Here is a 22794-nt window from a genome sequence, read left to right on the forward strand (position 1 = left end):
GGTCAGCCCTGCGCCGAGCGAGTCCGCTCGGCCAGGGCGACCGCGGCGTGCTGCACGACGGACAGCTCCTCGGGGTCGCGTGCCGCCACGTGCGGCACCGCTCCACCGAGCAGTGCGGCCGGCGTGGTCAGCCAGATCCAGGCGCGCCAGGGGTCGACGCCGGCGGCGAGCAGCGGCTCCAGCACGGCCAGCAGCTCCTCGCGCACCTCGCCTGTGTCGTCGAGCTGGAAGGCCGGGACGAGGGTGCCGCCCTCGTGCTGGACGAGGAGCACGGTCCGGCGCTGGGCGGCCTTGTGCAGGGCGAAGCGCGCGGCGTTCTCCGAGGTGCCGCGCAGGCGGCCGACGCCGGTGTAGTCCAGCCAGCCGCCGTCGAGGAGGGACTGCCGCACGTCGGCGTCGCGTCGTAGCCGCACGAGCTCGACGGGCACGCCGTGCGCGGGGTCGTCACCCATCGAGCGGAGGGCCCGGTCGAGCTCGGTGAGCCGCTCGGCATCGAGCTCCTCACCGGTCGCCGGGTCGCGCCAGCGCACCACGTCGCCATCGCGGTCAAACGTCGGCAGCCCGGCCGCGGCGAGCTGGCCGCTCAGGCCGAGGTGCTCGAGCCAGCCCGCGAGCTCTGCTGCGAGCGCGGGCTGGACGTCGGGCACCTCGGCCACGCGGCGACTACTTGTTGGCCTTGCGCGCCCGCGACGCGGTCTTGGCGCGGGCGTTGGCGTCGAGCACGACCTTGCGGATGCGCACCATCTCGGGCGTGACCTCGACGCACTCGTCCTCGCGGCAGAACTCCAGGCACTGCTCGAGCGAGAGCCGCTTCGGCGGGATCAGCTTCTCGAAGTTGTCGGAGGTGGCGGACCGGATGTTGGTCTGCTGCTTCTCCTTGGTGATGTTGACGTCCATGTCGTCGGCGCGGGAGTTCTCGCCGACGATCATGCCCTCGTAGACCTCGGTGGTGGGCTCGACGAAGAGCACGCCGCGCTCCTGCAGCGACGTCATGGCGTACGCCGTCGCCGCACCGGAGCGGTCGGCCACCAGCGAGCCGTTGTTGCGCGAGCGGATCTCGCCTGCCCACGGGTGGTAGCCCTCGGAGATGTGGTGGGCGATGCCGGTGCCGCGGGTCTCGGTGAGGAACTCGGTGCGGAAGCCGATCAGGCCGCGCGAGGGGACGACGAAGTCCATCCGGACCCAGCCGGTGCCGTGGTTGGTCATGCCCTCCATGCGGCCCTTGCGGGTCGCGAGGAGCTCGGTGATGGTGCCGAGGTACTCCTCCGGGGCGTCGATGGTGAGCCGCTCGAAGGGCTCGTGCATCTTGCCGTCGACCTCCCTGGTGACGACCTGCGGCTTGCCGACGGTGAGCTCGAAGCCCTCGCGGCGCATCTGCTCGACGAGGATCGCGAGCGCCAGCTCGCCGCGGCCCTGCACCTCCCAGGCGTCGGGCCGCTCGGTCGGCAGCACGCGGAGCGACACGTTGCCGATGAGCTCGGAGTCGAGGCGGTCCTTGACCAGGCGGGCGGTGACCTTGGCGCCCTTGACCTTGCCGACCATCGGCGAGGTGTTGGTGCCGATGGTCATCGAGATGGCCGGGTCGTCGACGTGGATGAGCGGCAGCGCGATCGGGTTCTCCGCGTCGGCGAGGGTCTCGCCGATGGTGATCTCCGGGATGCCGGCGATGGCGACGATGTCGCCGGGACCGGCGGACTCGCCGGGCTTGCGCTCGAGGCCCTCGGTGACGAGGAGCTCGGTGATGCGGACGTTCTTGACCTCGCCGTCACGACGCATCCAGGCCACGGTCTGGCCCTTCCTCAGGGTGCCCTGGTGGACGCGGAGGAGCGCGAGCCGGCCGAGGAACGGCGACGAGTCGAGGTTGGTCACGTGGGCCTGCAGCGGCGCGCCCTCGTCGTACTGCGGGGCCGGGATCGTCTCGAGGATCGTCTTGAAGAGCGGCTCGAGGTCGGTGCCCTCGGGCATCGTGCCGTTCTCGGGCTGCTCGAGCGAGGCGATGCCGGCCTTGCCGGAGGCGTAGACGACCGGGAAGTCGAGGGCGTCCTGGCTGTGCGACTCGTCGAGGAGGTCCATGAAGAGCTCGTAGGACTCGTCGACGACCTCGGTGATGCGGGCGTCGCTGCGGTCGGTCTTGTTGACGACCAGGATCACCGGCATGTCGGCGTTGAGCGCCTTGCGCAGCACGAAGCGGGTCTGGGGGAGCGGGCCCTCGGAGGCGTCCACCAGGAGCACGATGCCGTCGACCATGGACAGGCCGCGCTCGACCTCGCCGCCGAAGTCGGCGTGGCCGGGGGTGTCGATGATGTTGATGACCATCGGCTGGCCGCCGCCGGCCGGACCGGCGTAGTGGACCGCGGTGTTCTTCGCGAGGATCGTGATGCCCTTCTCGCGCTCGAGGTCGCCGGAGTCCATGACGCGGTCGGCCACGCTCTCGGCCTGGTGCGCGGTGAAGGCGCCGGCCTGGCGGAGCATCGCGTCGACCAGCGTGGTCTTGCCGTGGTCGACGTGGGCGACGATCGCGACGTTGCGCAGGTCGGAGCGGGACTGGGTGGGCATGCAGGGGCCTTCCGGGCGGAGATGAGGTGGCGACGCGGCTGAGAGCCGAACGCACGAGGGCACAGATCGCTGGTCAAGGTTACCGGCGGCACCGGTGAGGCACTCAATCCCGACGGCGACCGCCACGGCGGGGAGACAGATCGCGTACGGGACGGCAACTGCACGGCAAAAGCGTCTCGATGTCGAAGTACCCGTCAATAGCGTCGTGGTCACAGACCGGGAGGGGCCGCGTGGGGATGTGGCCGAGCCCGGTGTCGCACTGTCATCCGGGAGGGATGATCCGCATGACCATCACGTCGTCACGACCTGCCAGACCCGACTCGTACGTCCCGAGCCGGCGCACCGTGCTCCGCGCAGCCGCCTGGACCGCACCCGCAGTCTCCGTCGCCGTGGCCGTCCCGGCGTACGCCGCGTGCTCGCCGGCCAGCGCCAAGCCCTCGTCCTACGCGCTCAGCTGGGGTTCCGGGGTCTACACGCGGTCCAGCGCCGCCTCCGGCGCGGCAGTCGTCCCGGGCGCCGCGATCGGTGCGCAGCCGGTCAACGTCGTCGTCACCAGCAGCGTCAGCAGCAGTCGGGTGGTGCGGACGGCCCAGAACCTGCTCGGCTCTGCGCAGGGACTGGAGCTCCACCACGCCAGCCCGATCTCAGCTGGTCGCGAACACCGGCAGACGGTGACCTTCAACTTCTCGCGCCAGGTCTCTGGGCTGACGTTCTCGATCAAGGACGTCGACAGCAGCCAGGGTGGCTGGTGGGACCGTGTCGAGCTCAGTGGTGCGCGGAAGTTCGAGGTGGCGCCGAGAGGCCGACGGAACACTCACGTCCTCGGATCGGGGGTCCAGGGTGCTCCTTGGTACTACTACGACGGCAACACGGTCCTGCCGAACAGTGGTGACAGCCGCGGGACCGTGACCGTGACGTACACCGAAGCTGTGAGCTCGATCTCCCTCGTCTACTGGACCTCGGTCGGAGGCAGCAACCAGCGCATCTGGCTGAGCAACTTCTCCTTCACCTCGTCGTCCTGCTGACGTCTTCTGCTCTCTGGTGCCCTGTCGGTGCCGGGGAGTAGACAGGTGGCATGACGACACCTCGGGCGACCCGCTGCACCTTCATCCCACCATGGCTGGTGGAGCGGGTCGACGGCCCCGAGCGGGCGGCTCGCGACGACGAGCTCCGACGCGAGCGCTCCCTCCGGGGACGCGCCCCTCGGCCGACGCCCCCGTCGGCCGAGGGTGTCGTCGCCGCGCCGGACTGGACGGTCCACGACGCGGAGTCACGCACCACGCTGCCCGGCCAGCCCGCCCGCAGCGCCGGGGACCCCGCGACCGGTGACGTGGCGGTGGACGAGGCCGCGACCGGCATCGAGGCGACCCTGCAGATGTTCCTCGACGACCTCGCGCGCGACTCGTACGACGGCAGAGGTGGCCCGGTCAGCCTGACCGTCCACTACGGCTCGCGCTACAACAACGCGTTCTGGGACGGCACCCAGCTCGTCTTCGGTGACGGCGACGGCCGCGTCTTCGAGCGGTTCACCAAGCCCGTCGACGTCCTGGCCCACGAGTTCTCCCACGCAGTCGTCGAGCACACGGCCGACCTCACCTACCGGGGCCAGTCCGGCGCGCTCAACGAGTCGGTCGCCGACGCGTTCGCCTCCTGCCTCAAGCAGCGGCTCCTCGGCCAGGACGCCGGCGAGGGCGACTGGCTGATCGGGCAGGGCATCTTCACCCCGTCCATCCAGGCCCGCGCCCTGCGCGACATGGCCGCGCCCGGCACGGCCTACGACGACCCCGAGATCGGCGCCGACCCGCAGGTCGGCCACATGGACGACTACGTCGAGACCACGGCCGACAACGGCGGCGTCCACCTCAACTCCGGCATCCCCAACAAGGCGTTCCAGCTCGCCGCGGTCGCGATCGGTGGCACGTCGATCTCCGGTGCCGGCCGGATCTGGTACGACGCCCTGGTGGGCGGCGACGTGCCCTCGGGCGCCACCTTCGCCACCTTCGCAGCGGCGACCGTCGCGGCCGCCGGCGACCACGCCGACGCCGTCCAGGACGCGTGGGCCCAGGTCGGTGTCGAGATCGACGCAGCGGCGGGGGAGACCGACCAGCAGCCGCTCCCGACGCCCCAGCCCCCGTCGCCGCAACCGGGCGGCCGGCTGCGCGTGGAGCGCAGCGGCGGCTTCGCCGGCCGCACGGAGACCGCCGAGGTCGACCTCGGCCAGGTCGACGACCCCGACCTCGGGCAGCTGGTGACGGAGGCGGTGCTGGCGTCCGCGACCTCGGACGGCCCGCCCCGGCCCGACATGTTCGTCTACACCTTCACCGTCGACGACGGTGACCCGGTGCGCGTGCCCGAGCACCTGCTGACGGCCAGCCAGGCCGAGCTGGCGCGGCGGATCCTGCGCCCCGACCCGGCGACGGGATCGACCTCCGGCTGGGAGGCCTGAGTCGTGGAGGTCACGGTCGTCGAGGGCGACATCACCACGCAGGACGTCGACGCCGTGGTCAATGCCGCCAACCGCCGGATGCGCGGCGGCGGCGGGGTCGACGGCGCGATCCACGCGGCCGGCGGTCCCGAGGTCCTCGAGGACTGCCGGCGACGCTTCCCCGACGGCCTCGCCACCGGGGCCGCCGGGTGGACCACCGCCGGCCGGATGCCGGCCCGGTGGGTGATCCACGTGGTCGGTCCCAACTGGACCGCCGGCGAGCGCGACCGGTCGCTGCTGGAGTCGTGCTACTCCGGAGCGCTCGCGGTGGCCGACGAGATCGGCGCGCGCACGGTGGCGTTCCCACTCGTCAGCGCAGGCATCTACGGGTGGCCGAAGGACGACGCGATCGCAGCGGCGGTCGACACGTTGCGCTCGACGTCGACGTCGGTGGAGGAGGCCCGGCTGATCGCGTTCGGCCGTCAGGCCTTCGACGAGATCGCGGCAGCCCTCTCGAGCAGACCTCCCTCAGGGTGACGGCGGGGGGCGGAACCTTTCGCTAGGTTCACCGCATGCCGCGACTGAGGCGTACGTTCCCCGACCAGCCCGGCTGGACCCGCCGCCGGTCCGGCTCGGGTTTCACCTACCTCGACGAGCACGGCAACCGCCTCGATGCCGACCAGGTGCAGCGCTGCAAGGACCTCGTCATCCCGCCGGCGTGGAAGGACGTGTGGATCACGCCCCACCCCAACGGCCACCTGCAGGCCGTCGGCACCGACGACGCCGGGCGCCGCCAGTACCTCTACCACCCGCAGTGGCGCACCAGCCGCGACGCCGCGAAGTTCGACCGGATCCTCGGCTTCGGCAAGGCGCTGTCGAAGGCCCGCGAGCGGGTGCTGGCCGACATCGGCGCGGAGGGCATGTCGCAGGAGCGCGCCTGCGCCGTCGCCGTACGCCTGCTCGACCTCGGCTACTTCCGCATCGGCAACGACGTCTACACCGACACCAACGGCTCCTTCGGCCTCACCACGATGCTCAAGGAGCACGTGTCGCGGCACCGGGGCGGGCTGCGCTTCTGCTTCACGGGCAAGTCGGGCGTCGAGCACTGCATCGACATCGACGACCCCGCGGCGGTCAGCGCGCTCGACGTGATGCGTCGCCGGCGCGGTGGCGGCGACGAGCTGCTGGCCTGGAAGGACGGCCGCACCTGGCGGGACCTGTCGTCCGCCGACGTCAACGACTACATCCGCGGCTGCTTCGGCATCGAGGCGACGGCAAAGGACTTCCGCACCTGGCACGCGACGGTGATCGCCGCGTCCGTGCTCGCCGAGACCGATGAGCCGGGCAAGACGAAGGCCTCCCGTAAGCGCGCTGTCACCACTGCCATGAAGGAGGTCTCGGAGTTCCTCGGCAACACGCCCACCCTGGCCCGCACGGCCTACGTCGACCCGCGGGTCGTCGAGGCCTACGAGCGGGGCCGGACGATCAAGGTGCGGGGCAAGTACGACACCGACGACGCCCGGCAGGCGGCGCTCGAGCGAGCCGTGCTCAAGCTGCTGGCAGCCTGAGCCTCGATCCACCGACCTCTCGCCTGCTGCGCGTCACCATGCAGGCGCACTGGCTGCGTTGTCGCACACTCGACGGGCCTGGCGGCCCGCCTTCGGCACTCCGCCTTGCCATCACACCCGCCTGGGGCCGCTCGCGACGGCGTCGATCGCTGGATCGAGGCTGAGCACGGCGCGGGGTCTCGTGACGGGCGCCAGGGCGCCCTCCTCGACCAGCAACTCAGCTGTTGGCGACGACGTGATCGATCGCGGCGGTGAGCTTCTCGACGTCGGCCGGGTCGATCGCGGGGTACATCGCGATCCGCAGCTGGTTGCGGCCGAGCTTGCGGTAGGGCTCGGTGTCGACGATGCCGTTGGCCCGCAGGGTGGCGGCGATCGCGGCGGCGTCGATCGAGTCGTCGAAGTCGATGGTGCCGATCACCAGTGACCGGTCGGCCGGCTCGGCGACGTAGGGCGTCGTGTAGGAGGTGCGCTCCGCCCAGCCGTAGAGCGCGTCCGAGCTGGCGGTCGTGCGCTCGACCATGCCCTTGAGCCCGCCCTGGCTGTTCATCCAGTCGAGCTGCTCGGCCATCAGGAAGAGCGTGGCCACCGACGGGGTGTTGTAGGTCTGGTTCTTCGAGGAGTTGTCGATCGCGGTCGGCAGGTCGAAGAAGGGCGGCACGTAGCGGTCGCTCGCCGCGATCTCCTCGGCGCGCGCCAGCGCCCGCGGCGACATCAGGGCGATCCAGAGGCCACCGTCGGAGGCGAACGACTTCTGCGGGGCGAAGTAGTAGGCGTCGACCTGGTCGAGGTCGACGGGCAGGCCCCCGGCACCGGAGGTGGCGTCGACCAGCACGAGCGCGTCGTCGGCCACGCCGGCGGGGCGGAGCACCGGCGCCATGACCGCGGTCGAGGTCTCGTTGTGTGCCCACGCGTAGGCGTCGACGCCGTCCTCGGCGACCGGGTCGGGACGCGAGCCCGGCTCGCTGCTGATGACCGTCGGGTCCGCGAGCCACGGCGCCTTCTTGGCCGACGTGGCGAACTTGGAGGAGAACTCACCGAACGCCAGGTGCTGGCTCTTCTCGCGGATGAGGCCGAAGCAGGCGATGTCCCAGAATGCGGTCGCGCCACCGTTGCCGAGCACGACCTCGTAGCCGTCGGGCAGGTCGAACAGCGCCGCCAGACCCTCGCGTACCCGACCGACCGTCTTCTTCACCGGGGCCTGCCGGTGGGACGTGCCCATCAGCGTCGAGCCGGTCGCGGCGAGCGCGTCGAGGTGGCTGGTCTGGATCTTGGACGGGCCGGCGCCGAAGCGGCCGTCGGCGGGAAGAAGGTCCGCGGGGATCTTCAGCGTGTGGTCGGTCTGGGCGTCGGTCATCGAATGGCCTCACGTGGGATGCGGAACGGTGGGTCCTGACGACGCTGTCAGCGAGTCCTATCCTGTCACCTGCTCGACCTCATCTCACATCGGGGGATTCCACGCGTGCCTGACCGCCTGTCCGTCACTGCACCGCGCATCGAGCGACTCCAGATCACGCACCCCGACGCCCAGCTCCTGGTCGAGGCCGTGCAGGAGGAGTACGTCGCCCGCTACGGCGGACGCGACGAGTCGCCGGTCGACCCGCGCGACTTCGAGGACCCGCTCGGGCAGTTCTTCGTCGGCTACCTCGACGGCGTCCCGGTCGCGACCGGCGCATGGCGACGGTCGTCGGTCACCGCGCTCGGCGCCGACGTCACCGCGGAGGTCAAGCGGATGTACGTCGTCCCCGCGGCGCAGCGTCGCGGGGTGGCCAGGCGGATGCTGGCCCACCTCGAGGCGACGGCAAGGGGCGCCGGCATCCAGGCGCTCGTCCTCGAGACGGGGATGAAGCAGCCGGAGGCCATCGAGCTCTACCTGTCGTCGGGCTACGAGCCGATCCCCGGCTTCGGCTACTACAGCGACTCCGACCTCAGCCGCTGCTTCGCCCGCCGGATCGACAGCGCCTGAGGTTCGACCGACGTAGCCTTGCCCGCGTGACCCGCGGACTGATGCTGAACGACGCCGATTGCGGCTTCTGCATGCGCACCGGCCGCCTGGTGCCGAGGCTCGGAGTCGACGTCGACAGCTCGACCGTCCAGGCCGCCGACCTCGAGGCGCTGGGCGTCGACCCGGTGCGCGCGGTCGTCGAGATGCCGTACGTCCACCCCGACGGCCGGGTCGACTACGGCCACCGCGCCTTCGCCTCGATCCTCCGCACCGGGCCGCTGCCCTGGCGGGTCGTCGGACGGCTGATCGAGTCCCGTCCGGTCGAGCCGATCGCCCGCCGCACGTACGCCTGGGTGGCCGCCAACCGGCACCGCCTGCCCGGCGGGACGGCCGCCTGCGAACTACAGCGTTGATGTTCTGACGATCCCCTGACGGTGGCTCGTGGGGCCGCTTACGGTCCCTGTGCCACATGTGATCTCAGGGGAAGGTGGGACTACTCGATGCGAGCGTCGCTGCGCGCTGCCGCACTCGTTGCGGGGATCAGCACCCTGCTCCTCGGCCTGCTCGCGGGCAGTCTCACCGCGGCCTCGGCCGACGAGATCAGCAGTCGCCGCGGGACCGTCACGGCGTCGGCGCCGTTCCTCATGCCGATGGAGCCGTACGCCGGCTACCAGCCGCAGACGTCGTGCCGGCGCACGCCGAAGCCGGGCGTGCTGATGCTGGCCGACTGGCTCGTCGCACGCGGCGGCGGCTACGGCCCGATCAGTCGGACGTGCGCCGGCTCGAGCCGCAGCGAGCACAAGGAGTCCCGGGCGTTCGACTGGCTCCTCGACGCGACCGATCCCGCCGACGCCGCGCTCGCCGCCGCCCTGCTCGACGAGGTCCTCGCCCCCGACGACACCGGCCAGCCGCACGCGCTCGCGCGCCGGATGGGGATCATGTACATCATCTGGAACGACCGGATGTGGGCGTCCTACGACGGGTTCGTCGAGAAGCGCTACCTGAGCTCCGGCTGCCGCAATCGTCGTACCTGCTCGCCGACGCTGCGGCACCGCGACCACCTGCACGTCTCGCTGACCCGCCAGGGGGCGAAGGGCATCACGTCCTGGTACTACGCGCAGGTGCCGCCCACCGTCTGACTCAGGCGCTCCAGCCCGCGTCCCAGCCCTCGATCTCGTCGGCCGGGCGCGTGGTCGGGCCCGCGTAGACCGCGGACGGCCGGATCAGCCGCCCCGTGGTCTTCTGCTCGAGGATGTGCGCCGACCACCCACCGGTGCGCGCGCAGGTGAACATCGAGGTGAACATGTGCGCCGGCACCTCGGCGAAGTCGAGGACGATGGCCGCCCAGAACTCGACGTTGGTCTCCAGCACCCGGTCGGGTCGACGCGAGCGCAGCTCCTCCAGCGCGGCCTTTTCCAGCGCCTCGGCGACCTCGTAGCGCGGGGCGTCGAGCTCGCGGGCCGTGCGCCGCAGCACGCGCGCTCGCGGGTCCTCGGCGCGGTAGACGCGGTGGCCGAAGCCCATCAGCCGCTCGCCGTTGTCGAGCAGCTCCTTGACGTACGACGACGCGTCGCCGTCGCGCCTCTCGACCTCCTCGATCATCCCGAGCACCCGCGACGGCGCGCCGCCGTGGAGCGGACCCGACATCGCGCCGATGGCACCGGAGAACGCGGCCGCCACGTCGGCGCCGGTCGAGGTGATGACGCGGGCGGTGAAGGTGGAGGCGTTCATCCCGTGCTCGGCCGCGGACGACCAGTAGGCGTCGATCGCGTGGGCGTGCTGGGGGTCCGCCTCGCCGCGCCACCGGATCAGGAACCGCTCGGCGAGGGTCCTGCCCCGGTCGACCTCGGCCTGGGTGACGACCGGCTTGCCGAGGCCGCGCGCCGACTGGGCGGCGTACGACAGCACCATGACGGCCACGCGCGACAGGTCGAGGCGCGCCTGCTCGTCGGAGATGTCGTAGGTCTGGCCCATGCCGAGCATCGGCGCGAGCATCGCGACTGCGGCCTGCACGTCGGCCCGGACGTCGCCGGTGTGGATCGAGATGTTGTAGGGCTCGGCCGGCGGGAGGCCGGGCCTGTAGGCGCCGTCGACAAGCAGGCCCCAGACGTTCTCGAAGGGGACGCGGCCCACCAGCTCCTCGATGTCGACGCCGCGGTAGCGGAGGGCCGAGCCCTCCTTGTCGGGCTCGGCGATCTGCGTCTCGAACGCGACGACACCTTCGAGGCCGTGCTGGATCTCGGTCATGGCCGTCATTCTGCACCCGGCTCTCGTTCCTCGCGCCCCACAGGACCCGCGGATCTCGATACGCCCCGTCGCGGCCTCGCGAGCTCGACCGCGGGGCCACTCGATCTCCCTCCCCACGCCCGGCGCTCGTGCCTCGCGCCCCACTAGGGTCGTGACATGGACCTGTCCGGACTGCGCGAGGAGTACGGCCGCGGCGGGCTGGACCTTCCCGACCTGACCGCCGATCCGATCGAGATGTTCGAGCGCTGGCTGCGACAGTCGGTCGAGGCCGGGATGCACGAGCCCAACGCGATGGTGCTGTCCACGGCGACGCCCGAGGGTGGGCCTTCGAGCCGCATGGTGCTGCTCAAGGGTGTCGGGTCCGACGGTTTCGTCTTCTACACCAACCGCGCCTCCCGCAAGGGCGCGGAGCTCGCCGCAGACCCGCGGTGTGCGCTCCTGTTCCCCTGGCACCCGCTCGAGCGGCAGGTCCGCGTCGAGGGTGCCGCATCGGTGATCCCCGAGGCCGAGGTCGAGGCCTACTTCCGCTCCCGCCCGCGCGGCGCCCAGCTCGGGGCGTGGGCCTCGGACCAGTCGCGGCCGGTCGCCTCGCGCTCCGCGCTGGCGGCGTCGTACGCCCGGGTGCAGGAGCGCTTCGGCGACGACGGCCCGGTGCCGGTGCCTCCGGAGTGGGGCGGCTACCGGGTGCGTCCCGAGGTCGTGGAGTTCTGGCAGGGACGCCCGAGCCGGATGCACGACCGCCTGGTCTACCGGCGCACGGACGACGGCTGGACCACCGAACGACTCGCCCCCTGAACCACGACGGGCCGGGAGCCGCGCCGGGAGCGCGGCAAATCTCGGCGGAACACCGCCGGTTTCTCGCGTGTGGACAGCGGCTCATGGGGCTAGGTTCTGAGCCATGCAGGGCGCGCCGAGCAGGTTGCAGGTGCGACTGGCCGCCGACGCCGCCAGCGTCCCGGCCGTGCGCCGCTTCGTCGCCGACGGCCTGACCGCGTGGGGCGAGGGCCGGCTGGTCGACGCCGCCGAGCTGGTGGCGAGCGAGCTGTCGAGCAACGCCGCCCTGCACGCGATGGCGGAGTTCATGCACGTCACGCTCGAGCGCCCTGCCGACGTCGCCGACGGCGTACGGGTCGCGGTCGAGGACGACGGGCCGGTGGGGGTCGAGGCCGTGCTGCCGCGGACACGGGCAGGCGACGACCTCGACTGGGACGAGCTCGACGCCACGGGCCGCGGGCTGACCATCGTCGCCCTGCTGGCCGGACGCTGGGGCGTCGACGAGACGCGGCGCGGCAAGCGGGTGTGGGCCGACCTGGTGGACCCCGAGCCGGTCCACGAGGCGCTCGACCCCGAACGCGCCGAGACCGACGCGGGACCGTCGGACGGCGAGCTGCCGCCCGGCTGGACGCTCGTCCGCCACGTGCAGTCCCCGGTCGCGCTGAGCCTGCGGCAGGACAGCCACCTCGACGAGCTGGTCCGTGAGCTGCAGCTGCTTGCGGTCGACGAGCACGACAGCGAGTCGGCTGCCCTGGCCGAGGAGATCCAGGAGCTCCTGGTCTCGCCGGCACACGCCCGGCTCACCGCTCGCCGGGCCGTCGAGCAGGCACGAGACGAGGGCCTCGACCTCGTCGACGTCGAGCTGGCCATGCCGCGCGAGTTCGGCGTGATGGTCGAGCAGCTGCAACAGGCCGTCGACCGGGCCGACCGGCTGTGCGAGGAGGGCGTGCTGCTGACCCTGGCGTCCCCGCCCGAGGTGCGCGCGCTGCGGGCCTGGATGACCCACGAGGTGGTGGCGCAGACGAGCAGCGGATCGGCGCCGATGTCCTGGCCGGAGTGGGTCGCCGCCACCTCGTCGGCCTGAGGTCGATCAGGCGTCGCGCCGGCGCGGCAGGCCCAGCGCGAGCGCAACGAACCCCACCCCGGCGCCAGCCGCTGCGAGCCAGGTGGGCAGGCCGGCGGGGATGCCGAGGAACGTCGTGATCCCGAGGATGCGCGCCATGCCCCACGGGAGCAGCGCGAGCTGGTCGTTCCAGACGGTCAACGCGTCCTCGAGGCCGACCGCCGCGAGCAGGGCCCCCAGCGCGAGCATCACGGCACCGACGGTTCCGGCGGCCGTCGCCACGGCCCGCCGGCCCACGGACCGAGCGGCCAGCGACCACACCAGTGCGGCGAGGACCCAGCCGGCCAGGACGACCGCCACCACGACGTACGCCGTCCGCACGCGCGGCTCGGTCCAGAAGACGAACCAGTAGCCACCCGGACCCCGCCACGCCAGGACAGCGAGGAGCAGCAGCGAGCGGAGGACCACCGCGCCGCCGACCGCGGTCGCGACGTGCCACGAGCGGGTGCGCCACGTCGCGACGGCGACGACCGCGGCGAGCACGCCCCACCCGAGGCCGACGGCGATCAGGTGGCTCGGCGCCAGGAACCAGGTCAGCACCAGGCGGCTCCACGCCACCGCGACCACCGGCAGCGCCACCACCAGCCACCGCGACACCGGGCCGGGGTCGCGCCACGGCGTGACCGCGGTGCGGACGAGCGTGCGGCCGGTGCGGGTCAGGCCGAGCCCGAGCAGCAGGGCAAGCAGGCCGCCGCGGGCCAGCCACGCCATCGGGAGGTCGCGGGCCGCGCGCTCCTCGCCGATCCGGGCGGCGGTGAGGTTGTAGGCCGGCAGTGCCAGGTCGTCGCCGTACGTCTCCTCGTGCTGTGCCGCGGCCGCGTCGAACCGCTGACGGGCGGACTCCCAGACGTGGCGGCCCTCGCCGGTGTCGAGCCACTGCGCGTGGCGCAGCACCATCTCGCGGTAGGCGCCGAGCAGGGCGTGCAGGTCGACCTGATAGTCGAGCGAGGCGAGCAGCTGCTCGCGCAGCGCCGGGTCGCGGTAGGTCGTCGCGTCGGTGCCGGCGACGAGGTCGCGCATGGTCATGGCGACGTCGATCGCGTGCTGCCCGTCGTCGATCGCCTCCGTCACCCCGTCCACGGCGCCGTTCGCGGGGGAGGAGTCGCGGGTGACGGCGTAGAGGACGTCGAGCACCGCGCTGTCACCGGTGAGGATGTCCCACTCGAACAGCAGCATCTGCGGCGGTGGCTCGAGGCCGAGGGCGTAGGCGCGCACCTCGGCGAACTGCGGGACGTACTGCCCGTGGGTGACCGCCTCGCGGGAGAGGGCGAGGGCCTCGGTGACCTGCGCGACCGTGTCGGGGTCGGTGGAGAGCCAGCGCCGCACCCAGTCGGCGGTGAGCTCGGCGGGGTCGGCGTCCGGGTCGCGCGCCAGCCGACCGGCGACCTCGGTGTTGAGGTCGTAGAGCTGCCAGAAGCCGGTGGTCAGCAGCAGCGACCTGGGCCCGGCACGCCACGGACCGCCGTCCTGGGTCCACGCCCAGACCCCCTCCACGTGCGGGTTGGCGGCGAGGAAGCGGCGCAACGCGAGCTGGTGGAGCACACCGAGGTCGTTGGGGACCGTCCCGAACGACTCGAACTCGCGCCGGCTCTGCAGCTCGACGATGCGCCGCTGGGTGCCCTGCTCGAGCGTCTCGTTGAGCGGGAGCCACGAGTAGAAGTCGCCGAGGCTGTACTTCGTCGAGACCACCAGCCGCGGGGAGTCGACGCCCGCGAGCACCTCGTCGTACGACTCGGGGTTGGTGTGCATGTCACCCACCGCACCCACGCCGACGCTCCATGTCCGGAAGACGACGTCCTTGCCGGCGCGCTCCGCCTGACCGGTGAAGGCGTCGAGCATCGCCCGGACGGCGGGCGCCGTGGTCACCGTGATCTCGGAGAAGTAGTCGATGCCCGGGGTGTTGTAGATCGACCCGCCCTCGCCGATCCGCAGCACGACCCCGGACAGCTGCGGGAGCTCGGCGTAGAGCTCGTCGAGCGCCGCCTCGTAGACGTCCCAGAGCCCGGGGTCGGTGGGGTCGAGGTCGAACCGCTCGGTGAGGTGGCGCTCCAGCGGGGTGCTGAGCACGAGCATGTCGGTGCGGAGGTAGACGTCGAGGCCCAGCTCGTCGAGCTCGGCCCAGAGCGGGCCGAACGCGTCCCGCACCGCCTCCGCCCGGGCGACGTACTCCGGGTCGTCGGCGTAGACCTCCGGCACCTCGGCGAAGGTGACGTACTCCAGGAAGCCGGGCACGGTGACGGCGTTGTAGCCCTGCGCCAGCACGTGCTCGGCGAAGTCGCGGAGGTCCTCGCGCGCGTCGGCGAGAGCCGCCTCGTCGATCCACGGCTCCTTGGGCAGCAGGACGTCCTCGAACGCTCGGGAGTAGTGCGAGTAGTCGGTGCCGCCGCGCCACTGCTCGGGGTCGGGGTCGACTCCCGCCGCGCCGAGGTCGACCATCCGGAACGGCAGCCGGGAGGTGACCGTCTCGCCCAGCCGCTCGGTGAGCGGCCGGTGCGCCCACGCCGCCTGGGCGAGGTCGTAGACGCCCCGGACCGCCCCGGTCTCGGACGCCGCGCTGATCCGCAGCCGGTCGGCGGTGCCCGCCAGGCGGTACGAGTCGTCGTCGGGGTCGCCGTCCCCGAAGCGGACCCTCAGGGTCGCCGTCCCCTCGCCGTCGGCGGTCGCGTCGCGCAGCTCGGCCCGCGCGGCGTCGAGGCGTACGCCGTCGGGTGCGGTGACGCGGACACGCGGGGGAGGGACCGTCTCCCGCGGCGGTGCCGCGGCCAGCTCCTCGACGGGGACCTCCTTGGGCTCGACCCGGATGCCGAGCGCGCTGGAGATGCCGGTCGCGACCAGCCCGCCGAGGAGGGCGAGGACGAGCAGGGTGACGACGACTTGCAGCCCCCGTCTGGTCGTCACGGCCGCACTCTAGTGAGATCGACCGGGCACTTCCTCGCGCTTGAGCGCGCCGACCGGGCAGTTCCTCGCGACAGGTGCGCGAGGAACTGCCCGGTCAGCGTGCCTGAGCGCGAGGAAGTGCCCGCTCGGCAAACCGACTTGTGAGTGAGTGCTCACTCACTTACAGTGGAGGGCGTGCCACCTCGCGCCAAACCCCTCTCGCCCGACGACCGCCGCGCCGCCCTCGTCGACGCCACCGTCCCGCTGCTGCTCGAGCACGGGCGCAGCGTGACCACCCGGCAGATCGCCGACGCCGCCGGCATCGCCGAGGGGACGATCTTCCGGGTCTTCGACTCCAAGGACGACCTGGTCATGGCGGCCCTCGAGCACGCGCTCGACCTCGACCCGTTCATCGCCCAGCTCCAGCAGGTCGAGCCCGACCAGGAGCTCGGAGCCATGCTGCTGGAGGTCGTCGAGCTCTTCCAGCGGCGCTTCTCCCGGGTGTTCCAGCTGATGACCCGGATGGGCATGGTCGGACCGCCCAAGGCCCACCGGCACATGGAGGCCGAGCGCGAGAAGGTGGCCGTGATCCTCGAGGGGCTCGCCGAGCGGCACCGCGACTCCCTGCGCGTCCCGCCGGGCCAGCTGATGCACGTGGTCAGGCTGCTGACCTTCTCCGGAACCCATCCCCACATCTCCGACGGCAACCCGCTGTCCGCCGAGGAGATCGTCGACACCGTCCTCAACGGCGTGCTCAAGAAGGACTCCTGATGCTGCTGCGACTCGTCCGCACCTACCTCAAGCCGTACGCCGCCCCGCTGGCCGCCGTCGTCGCGCTCCAGTTCGTCGGCACGATGGCCGCGCTCTACCTGCCCAGCCTGAATGCCGACATCATCGACAACGGCGTCGTCACCGGCGACACGGGCTACATCGTGCGCCACGGCGGGCTGATGCTCGCGGTCTCGCTGGTGCAGGTCGTCTGCTCGATCGCGGCGGTGTGGTTCTCCGCGCGCAACGCGATGGGCTTCGGCCGCGACCTACGGGCCGCCATCTTCCGTCGCGTCGGCTCCTTCTCCACCCGCGAGGTGCAGCACTTCGGCGCCCCGTCGCTGATCACCCGCGAGACCAACGACGTGCAGCAGGTGCAGATGCTCGTGCTGATGGGCGGCACGCTCATGGTGGCGGCCCCGATCATGATGGTCGGCGGCATCATCATGGCCGCGCGTGAGGACATCGGCCTGTCCTGGCTGGTCCTCGCCGTCGTACCGGTCCTCGGCGTCTCCATCGGCCTCATCATCCGCCAGATGGTGCCGAGCTTCCGGCTGATGCAGGAGCGCATCGACGAGGTCAACCGGTTGCTGCGCGAGCAGATCACCGGCGTCCGCGTCGTGCGGGCGTTCGTGCGCGAGGAGCACGAGACCGCCCGGTTCGCCGACGCCAACGCGCAGCTGACCGAGGTCGCGATCCGCGCCGGCCGCTGGCAGGCCGCGATGTTCCCGACGGTGATGGTCGTGGCCAACGTCGCGACCGTCGGGGTGCTGTGGTTCGGCGGGCACCGCGTCGAGGCCGGTCACATGGAGGTCGGGGCGCTCACCGCCTACATCTCCTACCTGATGCAGATCGTCATGTCGGTGATGATGGCGATGTTCATGCTGATGATGGTCCCGCGCGCCGCGGTGTGCGCCGACCGGATCACCGACGTCCTCGACACCGAGTCGTCGGTCGTCCCGCCGGCCGACGCGGTCACCGAGCTGCCCGAGCGCCTCGCCCTCGACCTCGACGCGGTCACCTTCGCCTACCCCGGCGCCGACGAGCCGGTGCTGCGCGAGGTCACGATGACGGCCCGACCCGGGGAGACGGTGGCGATCGTCGGGTCGACCGGCGCCGGCAAGTCGACGCTCGTCAACCTCGTCCCGCGCCTGTTCGACGCGACCGGGGGAGCGGTGCGCGTCGGCGGGGTCGACGTACGCGACATCGACCCCGAGACGCTGTGGTCCCGGCTCGGCCTGGTGCCGCAGAAGGCCTTCCTCTTCCGCGGGACCATCGCCGACAACCTGCGCTACGGCAAGCCCGACGCGACCGAGGAGGAGATGTGGGCGGCGCTCGAGATCTCCCAGGCGCGGGAGTTCGTCGAGGCGATGCCCGACGGGCTGGAGTCCGAGGTGGCCCAGGGCGGGACCAGCCTCAGCGGCGGACAGCGCCAGCGCATGGCGATCGCGCGCGCGGTGATCCGCCGCCCCGAGATCTACCTGTTCGACGACTCGTTCTCGGCGCTCGACCTCACCACCGACGCCCGGCTGCGGGCGGCGCTGAGGCCGGTGACGCGGGACTCGACGGTGGTGATCGTGGCCCAGCGCGTCGCGACCATCCGTCACGCCGACCGGATCGTGGTGATGGAGGACGGCGCCGTCGTCGGCAGCGGCACCCATGACGAGCTGCTCGAGACCTGCACGACCTACCGGGAGATCGTCGAGTCCCAGCTGACCGCCGAGGAGGTGGCATGAACACGAGCACCAGCCAGACCACGACAGAAGCCCCGGCCAAGGACGGCCAGCTCAAGGAGACCGAGCGCGTCCAGACCGGACCGGGTGGTCCCGGCCGCGGCCCGATGGGCGGCGGCATGATCGGGCAGAAGGCCGACACGTTCTGGCCCTCGCTCAAGCGGCTGCTCGCCCGGCTGCACCCGGAGCGCCACAAGGCGTACGCCGTCCTGGTGCTGACGCTGCTCAGCGTCATCGCCACCGCCGTCGGTCCGTGGATCCTCGGCCGGGCGACCGACCTGATCTTCGCGGGGCTGATCGGCCGGGACGTGCTCGCGACCGGAGCGACTCAGGAGCAGGCCATCGAGGCGCTGCGCGCCCGTGGCGAGGACAACCAGGCTGACATGCTCGCGTCGATGGACCTCACCGACGGCGTCGACTTCTCGGCTGTCGCCGACGTCCTGCTGGTCGTGCTGGCCGTGTACGTCGCCGCGTCGCTGCTGGCGTGGCTCGGCGGCTACCTCCTCAACGACGTCGTGCAGGGCACCGTCCTGCGGATGCGGTCCGAGGTCGAGGACAAGGTGCACCGGCTGCCGCTGGGCTACTTCGACAAGCAGCCGCGCGGCGAGCTGCTCAGCCGCGTCACCAACGACATCGACAACGTCAGCCAGACCCTGCAGCAGACGATGAGCCAGATGCTCAACTCGCTGCTCACCGTCTTCGCGGTGCTGGCGATGATGTTCTGGATCTCGCCGCTGCTGGCGGCGGTCGCGCTGGTCTCGGTGCCGATCGCGATGTTCATCACCGGTGCGGTGATGAAGCGCTCGCAGGGGATGTTCATCCAGCAGTGGCGGCGCACGGGCACCCTCAACGCCCACATCGAGGAGACCTTCTCCGGGCACGCGATCGTCAAGGTCTTCGGCCGGCAGCACGAGGCCGAGCGGGTGTTCGCCGAGCAGAACGACGACCTCTACCAGGCGTCGTACGGCGCTCAGTTCGTCAGCGGCCTGATCATGCCGATCATGATGTTCGTCGGGAACCTGAACTACGTCGTCATCGCCGTCCTCGGCGGTCTCCGGGTCGCCAGCGGGACGATGTCGCTCGGTGACGTGCAGGCCTTCATCCAGTACTCGCGCCAGTTCACCCAGCCCTTGACGCAGGTGGCCTCGATGCTCAACCTGCTGCAGTCGGGCGTCGCGTCCGCGGAGCGCGTCTTCGAGCTGCTCGACGCCGAGGAGGAGTCGGCCGACGCGACCGGCCGCCCGGCCTCTGCCGCGGATGCTCGGGGCGAGGTGCGCTTCGACGACGTGTCGTTCGCCTACGACCCGGAGCGGCCGCTCATCGAGCACCTGTCGCTCGTGGCCGAACCCGGCCACACGGTCGCGATCGTCGGCCCGACGGGCGCGGGCAAGACGACGATGGTCAACCTGGTGATGCGCTTCTACGACCCGCAGTCGGGCCGCATCCTCATCGACGGCGTCGACATCACCTCGATCCCGCGCGGCGTGCTGCGCGGCCGGATCGGGATGGTGCTCCAGGACACCTGGCTCTTCGCCGGCACGATCCGCGACAACATCGCCTACGGCCGGCCCGACGCCTCCGAGGAGCAGATCCTCGAGGCAGCGAGGGCCACCTTCGTCGACCGCTTCGTGCACTCGCTGCCCGACGGCTACGACACCGTCATCGACGAGGACGGCTCGAACCTGTCGGCGGGCGAGCGCCAGCTGGTGACGATCGCGCGCGCCTTCCTGTCCGACCCGGCGCTGCTGATCCTCGACGAGGCCACCTCGTCGGTCGACACCCGCACCGAGCTGCTGCTCCAGCAGGCGATGGCGGCGCTGCGCTCGGACCGGACGTCGTTCGTGATCGCGCACCGCCTCTCCACGATCCGCGACGCCGACCTGATCCTCGTCATGGAGGACGGCTCGATCGTCGAGCAGGGCTCGCACGAGCAGCTGCTCGAGGTGGACGGCGCCTACGCCCGGCTCTACCGCTCGCAGTTCGAGGCGGCCGTCGAGGACGTCGTGGTCTGAGGTCCGGCGTCCGCTGTCCAGTGATCGGTGCCCTCGATGGTGGCGGCACATTGCAGTCGGGGAGGCCCGGTAACTGCGATGTGCCGCCACCCCGGTGCGACGGGTGGTGGGGGTGGCGGCACATTGCACGCTGGCGGTGCATCGGGGTGCGAGGTGCCGCCACCGTCCGAGGTTCGGTCGCTTAATCCATTGAGCACCTCCGCGCTCCGACGTACGGTTGGGGCACACAGAAGGGAGGTGATCCGAAGAATGAGTTCTTTTCGGATGAGTGAGGTGGCTGCCCGCTAAGGCAGCCCGGTCCGCCGACAGCTGCCGGCGAATCCATCGCAGCCACCCGACCCGCAGGCTCCCGGTGTCATCCCCCGGGGCCCCTCTTCGAGGGGCAGCTGGCCTGCGGGTCGCTGCATTTCCCGGCTCCGCCCGCACACTCTCTCGGCCCGCGTCTGGCGACCGCCGACACGCCCGGGATGCCCGTTGCGTCTCCCAGCGACTCACTGTCCAGTGGCCGTCCGGCTCCGCGCGTGAGCGTCACGCGGACCGGCGTCTGTGAGTACGCCTTCGCATGACGCCGTCGTACGCCTGAGCGGGGGAGCCCCCGGGTGATCCAGGTCTCGTCGCCGCCGGATGGCGGAACAAACTCTGCGCACGTATGGTTGTGGTGAGCAACTATTGCTGATCGCAACCGAACGAAGGACTGCAGTGACCCAGGCTCCCCCCGTGACCGCCGAGCAGAGCGGCGAGATGACGCACCGCCAGGTGCTCGAGGCCCTCAGCGGCCTCCTCCTCGCGATGTTCGTCGCGATGCTGTCCAGCACGATCGTCAGCAACGCGCTGCCGACCATCGTCGACGACCTGCAGGGCAGCCAGACCGGCTACACCTGGGTCGTCGTCGCCACCATGCTCGCGATGACCGCGACCACGCCGATCTGGGGCAAGTTCGCCGACCTCTTCGACAAGAAGCTGCTCGTGCAGACGGCCCTGATCATCTTCTCGATCGGCTCGCTCATCGCCGGCTTCGCGCCGTCGATGGAGGTGCTGATCGGGGCCCGCGTCGTGCAGGGCCTCGGCGTCGGCGGCCTGACGGCGCTCGTCCAGGTCGTCATCGCCTCGATGGTCTCCCCGCGGGAGCGCGGCCGCTACAGCGGCTACATCGGCGCCGTCTTCGCGCTCGCCACGGTCAGCGGACCGCTCGTCGGTGGCGTCCTCGTGGACACCGTCGGCTGGCGCTGGTGCTTCTTCGCCGGTCTCCCGGTCGCGGCCCTCGCCTTCGTCGTGCTGCAGAAGACGCTGCGCCTCCCGGTGGTGAAGCGCGATGACGTCTCGATCGACTACCTCGGCGCCTTCCTGCTCGTCGGCGGCGTCTCGATCCTGCTGGTCTGGGTCTCGCTCGGCGGCCAGAACTTCGAGTGGGTCTCCTGGACCAGCGCGCTGCTCGTCGTCGGCGCCGTCGCCGTCGTCGGTGCGGCCATCCACGTCGAGGCCAACGTCGCCAAGGACCCGGTCATCCCGCTGCGCCTGTTCAAGGACCGCACCCTCACCCTCGCCACGGTCGCCTCGGTGCTCATCGGTGTGGCGATGTTCGGCTCGACGGTCTACCTGAGCCTCTACTTCCAGCGCGCCAAGGACATGAGCCCCACCGAGGCCGGCCTGATGTCGATCTGCATGGTGGGCGGCCTGCTCGTCTCGAGCATCGTCAGCGGCCGGGTCATCTCCAACACGGGTGTCTGGAAGCGCTGGCTCGTCGGCGGCATGGTCGCCGTCATCGCCGGCATCGCGCTGCTGTCCACGATCGACGCGGGCACCCCGCTGTGGCACACCGGCATCTTCATGGCCGTCCTCGGCCTCGGCCTCGGCGCCACGATGCAGAACCTCGTCCTCGCCGTGCAGAACACCATCGCCCTGTCCGACATGGGCGCGGGCTCCTCGGTCGTCGCGTTCTTCCGGTCCCTCGGCGGCTCGGTCGGCATCGCCGCCCTGGGTGCCGTGCTGGCCCACCAGGTCGCCGACGCGGTCCAGTCCGGCCTGACGAAGCTGCTGACGATCCACCCGGAGTACGCCTCGGCCGTCTCCCACGACACCGGCGGCATCCCGGACGTGTCCGGCATGCCGGCGCCGGTCCGGGCGATCTTCGAGAGCGCCTTCGGCGACGCGACCGGTCACATCTTCCTGGTGGCCCTGCCGTTCGCGGTGGGCGCGCTGATCGCCGTCCTGTTCATCAAGGAGGTGCCCCTGCGCACGTCGGTGAAGCGCGAGGACGAGCTCATGGCGGAGGCCACGCAGGCATGATCTCCTCCGTGACCACCACGAGGTACGACGACCTGCGCCGCATCGAGGCCGAGGTCGGGACGCTGATCCGCCGCGTCAAGCGGGTCATGGGGGAGCGGGCCCGAGAGGTCCACCCCGACCTGCACCCGATGACGTACTTCATCCTCACCCACCTGGCGCAGCACGGTCCGCTGCGCGCCGCTGACCTGTCCGACGCGTTCGGCATGGACAAGGGCGGCGTCAGCCGGCAGGTGCAGACGCTGGTCGACCTCGGTCTCGTCGAGCGCCGACCCGCAGCCGAGGACCGTCGCGCCATCCTGCTGGACGCCAGCGACGAGGGCCGCAGCCGGCTGGAGGCGATGACCCTCAATCGCAGCAACAGGTTCGACGAGCGGCTCTCAGCCTGGAGCGACGAGGAGCTCGCCGGGTTCAGCGACCAGCTGGCGGCGTACAACCGCGCCCTCAGCGACGACTGACCAGGGACAATCCGCCTCCGGCGCCTGC

At 71.4% G+C, this 22794-nt stretch carries 19 protein-coding genes; 14 read left to right on the forward strand and 5 right to left on the reverse strand.

Annotated elements, in window-relative coordinates; genetic code table 11:
* Positions 1-2 precede the first annotated feature (2 nt).
* Together JOD65_RS06035 and typA are read right to left on the reverse strand one after the other, a co-directional pair.
* The gene (locus tag JOD65_RS06035) at positions 3-656 is read right to left on the reverse strand and encodes a hypothetical protein (RefSeq protein WP_191193282.1); all 654 of its coding nucleotides are present in this window, start codon (positions 654-656) and stop codon (positions 3-5) included.
* Between the two features lie 7 nt (positions 657-663).
* Positions 664-2556 carry a translational GTPase TypA gene (typA, locus tag JOD65_RS06040; RefSeq protein WP_191193281.1) on the reverse strand — a complete coding sequence of 631 codons (1893 nt, stop codon included), beginning with the start codon at positions 2554-2556 and terminating at the stop codon, positions 664-666.
* Between the two features lie 284 nt (positions 2557-2840).
* Between typA and JOD65_RS06045 the strand changes: the two genes are divergently transcribed.
* The 4 genes from JOD65_RS06045 to JOD65_RS06060 are packed head-to-tail and all read left to right on the forward strand — an operon-like array spanning position 2841 to position 6549.
* Positions 2841-3581, forward strand: coding sequence for a hypothetical protein (locus JOD65_RS06045; protein ID WP_191193280.1), 741 nt, complete (start codon positions 2841-2843; stop codon positions 3579-3581).
* Positions 3582-3631: 50 nt separating this feature from the next.
* Positions 3632-5002 (forward strand): protealysin inhibitor emfourin, encoded by a 1371-nt coding sequence (locus JOD65_RS06050; protein ID WP_191193279.1) that lies wholly within the window; start codon positions 3632-3634, stop codon positions 5000-5002.
* Positions 5003-5005: 3 nt separating this feature from the next.
* Positions 5006-5518 (forward strand): O-acetyl-ADP-ribose deacetylase, encoded by a 513-nt coding sequence (locus tag JOD65_RS06055; protein ID WP_191193278.1) that lies wholly within the window; start codon positions 5006-5008, stop codon positions 5516-5518.
* A gap of 35 nt (positions 5519-5553) precedes the next feature.
* The gene (locus tag JOD65_RS06060) at positions 5554-6549 is read left to right on the forward strand and encodes a DNA topoisomerase IB (protein ID WP_191193277.1); all 996 of its coding nucleotides are present in this window, start codon (positions 5554-5556) and stop codon (positions 6547-6549) included.
* A gap of 217 nt (positions 6550-6766) precedes the next feature.
* Here the strand turns inward: JOD65_RS06060 and serC are convergent, their stop codons facing one another.
* The gene (serC, locus tag JOD65_RS06065; RefSeq protein WP_191193276.1) at positions 6767-7903 is read right to left on the reverse strand and encodes a phosphoserine transaminase; all 1137 of its coding nucleotides are present in this window, start codon (positions 7901-7903) and stop codon (positions 6767-6769) included.
* Between the two features lie 105 nt (positions 7904-8008).
* Between serC and JOD65_RS06070 the strand changes: the two genes are divergently transcribed.
* From JOD65_RS06070 to JOD65_RS06080, 3 genes are all read left to right on the forward strand, one after another.
* Positions 8009-8512 (forward strand): GNAT family N-acetyltransferase, encoded by a 504-nt coding sequence (locus JOD65_RS06070; protein WP_307820966.1) that lies wholly within the window; start codon positions 8009-8011, stop codon positions 8510-8512.
* A 26-nt stretch (positions 8513-8538) separates the two neighbouring features.
* Positions 8539-8904, forward strand: a complete 366-nt coding sequence (locus JOD65_RS06075) for a thiol-disulfide oxidoreductase DCC family protein (protein ID WP_191193275.1) — start codon at positions 8539-8541, stop codon at positions 8902-8904.
* Between the two features lie 87 nt (positions 8905-8991).
* Positions 8992-9630, forward strand: a complete 639-nt coding sequence (locus tag JOD65_RS06080) for a VldE C-terminal domain-containing protein (protein ID WP_191193274.1) — start codon at positions 8992-8994, stop codon at positions 9628-9630.
* Between the two features lies 1 nt (position 9631).
* Here JOD65_RS06080 and JOD65_RS06085 read toward each other — a convergent pair whose 3' ends face one another.
* Entirely contained in the window at positions 9632-10738 is a 1107-nt protein-coding gene (locus JOD65_RS06085; RefSeq protein WP_191193273.1) for a citrate synthase 2, read from the reverse strand.
* A 156-nt stretch (positions 10739-10894) separates the two neighbouring features.
* Between JOD65_RS06085 and pdxH the strand changes: the two genes are divergently transcribed.
* Both pdxH and JOD65_RS06095 read left to right on the forward strand, forming a co-directional pair.
* Positions 10895-11533: a pyridoxamine 5'-phosphate oxidase gene (pdxH, locus tag JOD65_RS06090; RefSeq protein ID WP_191193272.1), complete on the forward strand. Its 639-nt coding sequence runs from the start codon at positions 10895-10897 to the stop codon at positions 11531-11533.
* Positions 11534-11636: 103 nt separating this feature from the next.
* A complete protein-coding gene (locus JOD65_RS06095) occupies positions 11637-12596 on the forward strand; it encodes an ATP-binding protein (protein WP_191193271.1) in 960 nt (319 codons plus the stop codon).
* A 6-nt stretch (positions 12597-12602) separates the two neighbouring features.
* Here the strand turns inward: JOD65_RS06095 and JOD65_RS06100 are convergent, their stop codons facing one another.
* Positions 12603-15533 (reverse strand): hypothetical protein, encoded by a 2931-nt coding sequence (locus JOD65_RS06100; RefSeq protein WP_191193270.1) that lies wholly within the window; start codon positions 15531-15533, stop codon positions 12603-12605.
* A gap of 174 nt (positions 15534-15707) precedes the next feature.
* Here JOD65_RS06100 and JOD65_RS06105 point away from each other — a divergent pair, with 174 nt between their 5' ends.
* From JOD65_RS06105 to JOD65_RS06125, 5 genes are all read left to right on the forward strand, one after another.
* Positions 15708-16283 (forward strand): TetR/AcrR family transcriptional regulator, encoded by a 576-nt coding sequence (locus tag JOD65_RS06105; RefSeq protein ID WP_191193269.1) that lies wholly within the window; start codon positions 15708-15710, stop codon positions 16281-16283.
* Positions 16283-18016 carry an ABC transporter ATP-binding protein gene (locus JOD65_RS06110; protein ID WP_191193268.1) on the forward strand — a complete coding sequence of 578 codons (1734 nt, stop codon included), beginning with the start codon at positions 16283-16285 and terminating at the stop codon, positions 18014-18016. Before JOD65_RS06105 ends, JOD65_RS06110 begins: the two co-directional genes overlap by 1 nt.
* Entirely contained in the window at positions 18013-20025 is a 2013-nt protein-coding gene (locus tag JOD65_RS06115) for an ABC transporter ATP-binding protein (protein ID WP_191193267.1), read from the forward strand. The genes JOD65_RS06110 and JOD65_RS06115 overlap by 4 nt, the downstream gene beginning before the upstream one ends.
* A 717-nt stretch (positions 20026-20742) precedes the next feature.
* Positions 20743-22311 carry an MDR family MFS transporter gene (locus JOD65_RS06120; RefSeq protein WP_307820968.1) on the forward strand — a complete coding sequence of 523 codons (1569 nt, stop codon included), beginning with the start codon at positions 20743-20745 and terminating at the stop codon, positions 22309-22311.
* 8 nt (positions 22312-22319) lie between these two features.
* The gene (locus JOD65_RS06125; protein ID WP_307820969.1) at positions 22320-22766 is read left to right on the forward strand and encodes a MarR family winged helix-turn-helix transcriptional regulator; all 447 of its coding nucleotides are present in this window, start codon (positions 22320-22322) and stop codon (positions 22764-22766) included.
* Positions 22767-22794 lie beyond the last annotated feature (28 nt).

Origin of the sequence: Nocardioides cavernae (assembly GCF_016907475.1) — a bacterium.
In the GTDB taxonomy this organism is placed as follows: domain Bacteria; phylum Actinomycetota; class Actinomycetes; order Propionibacteriales; family Nocardioidaceae; genus Nocardioides; species Nocardioides cavernae.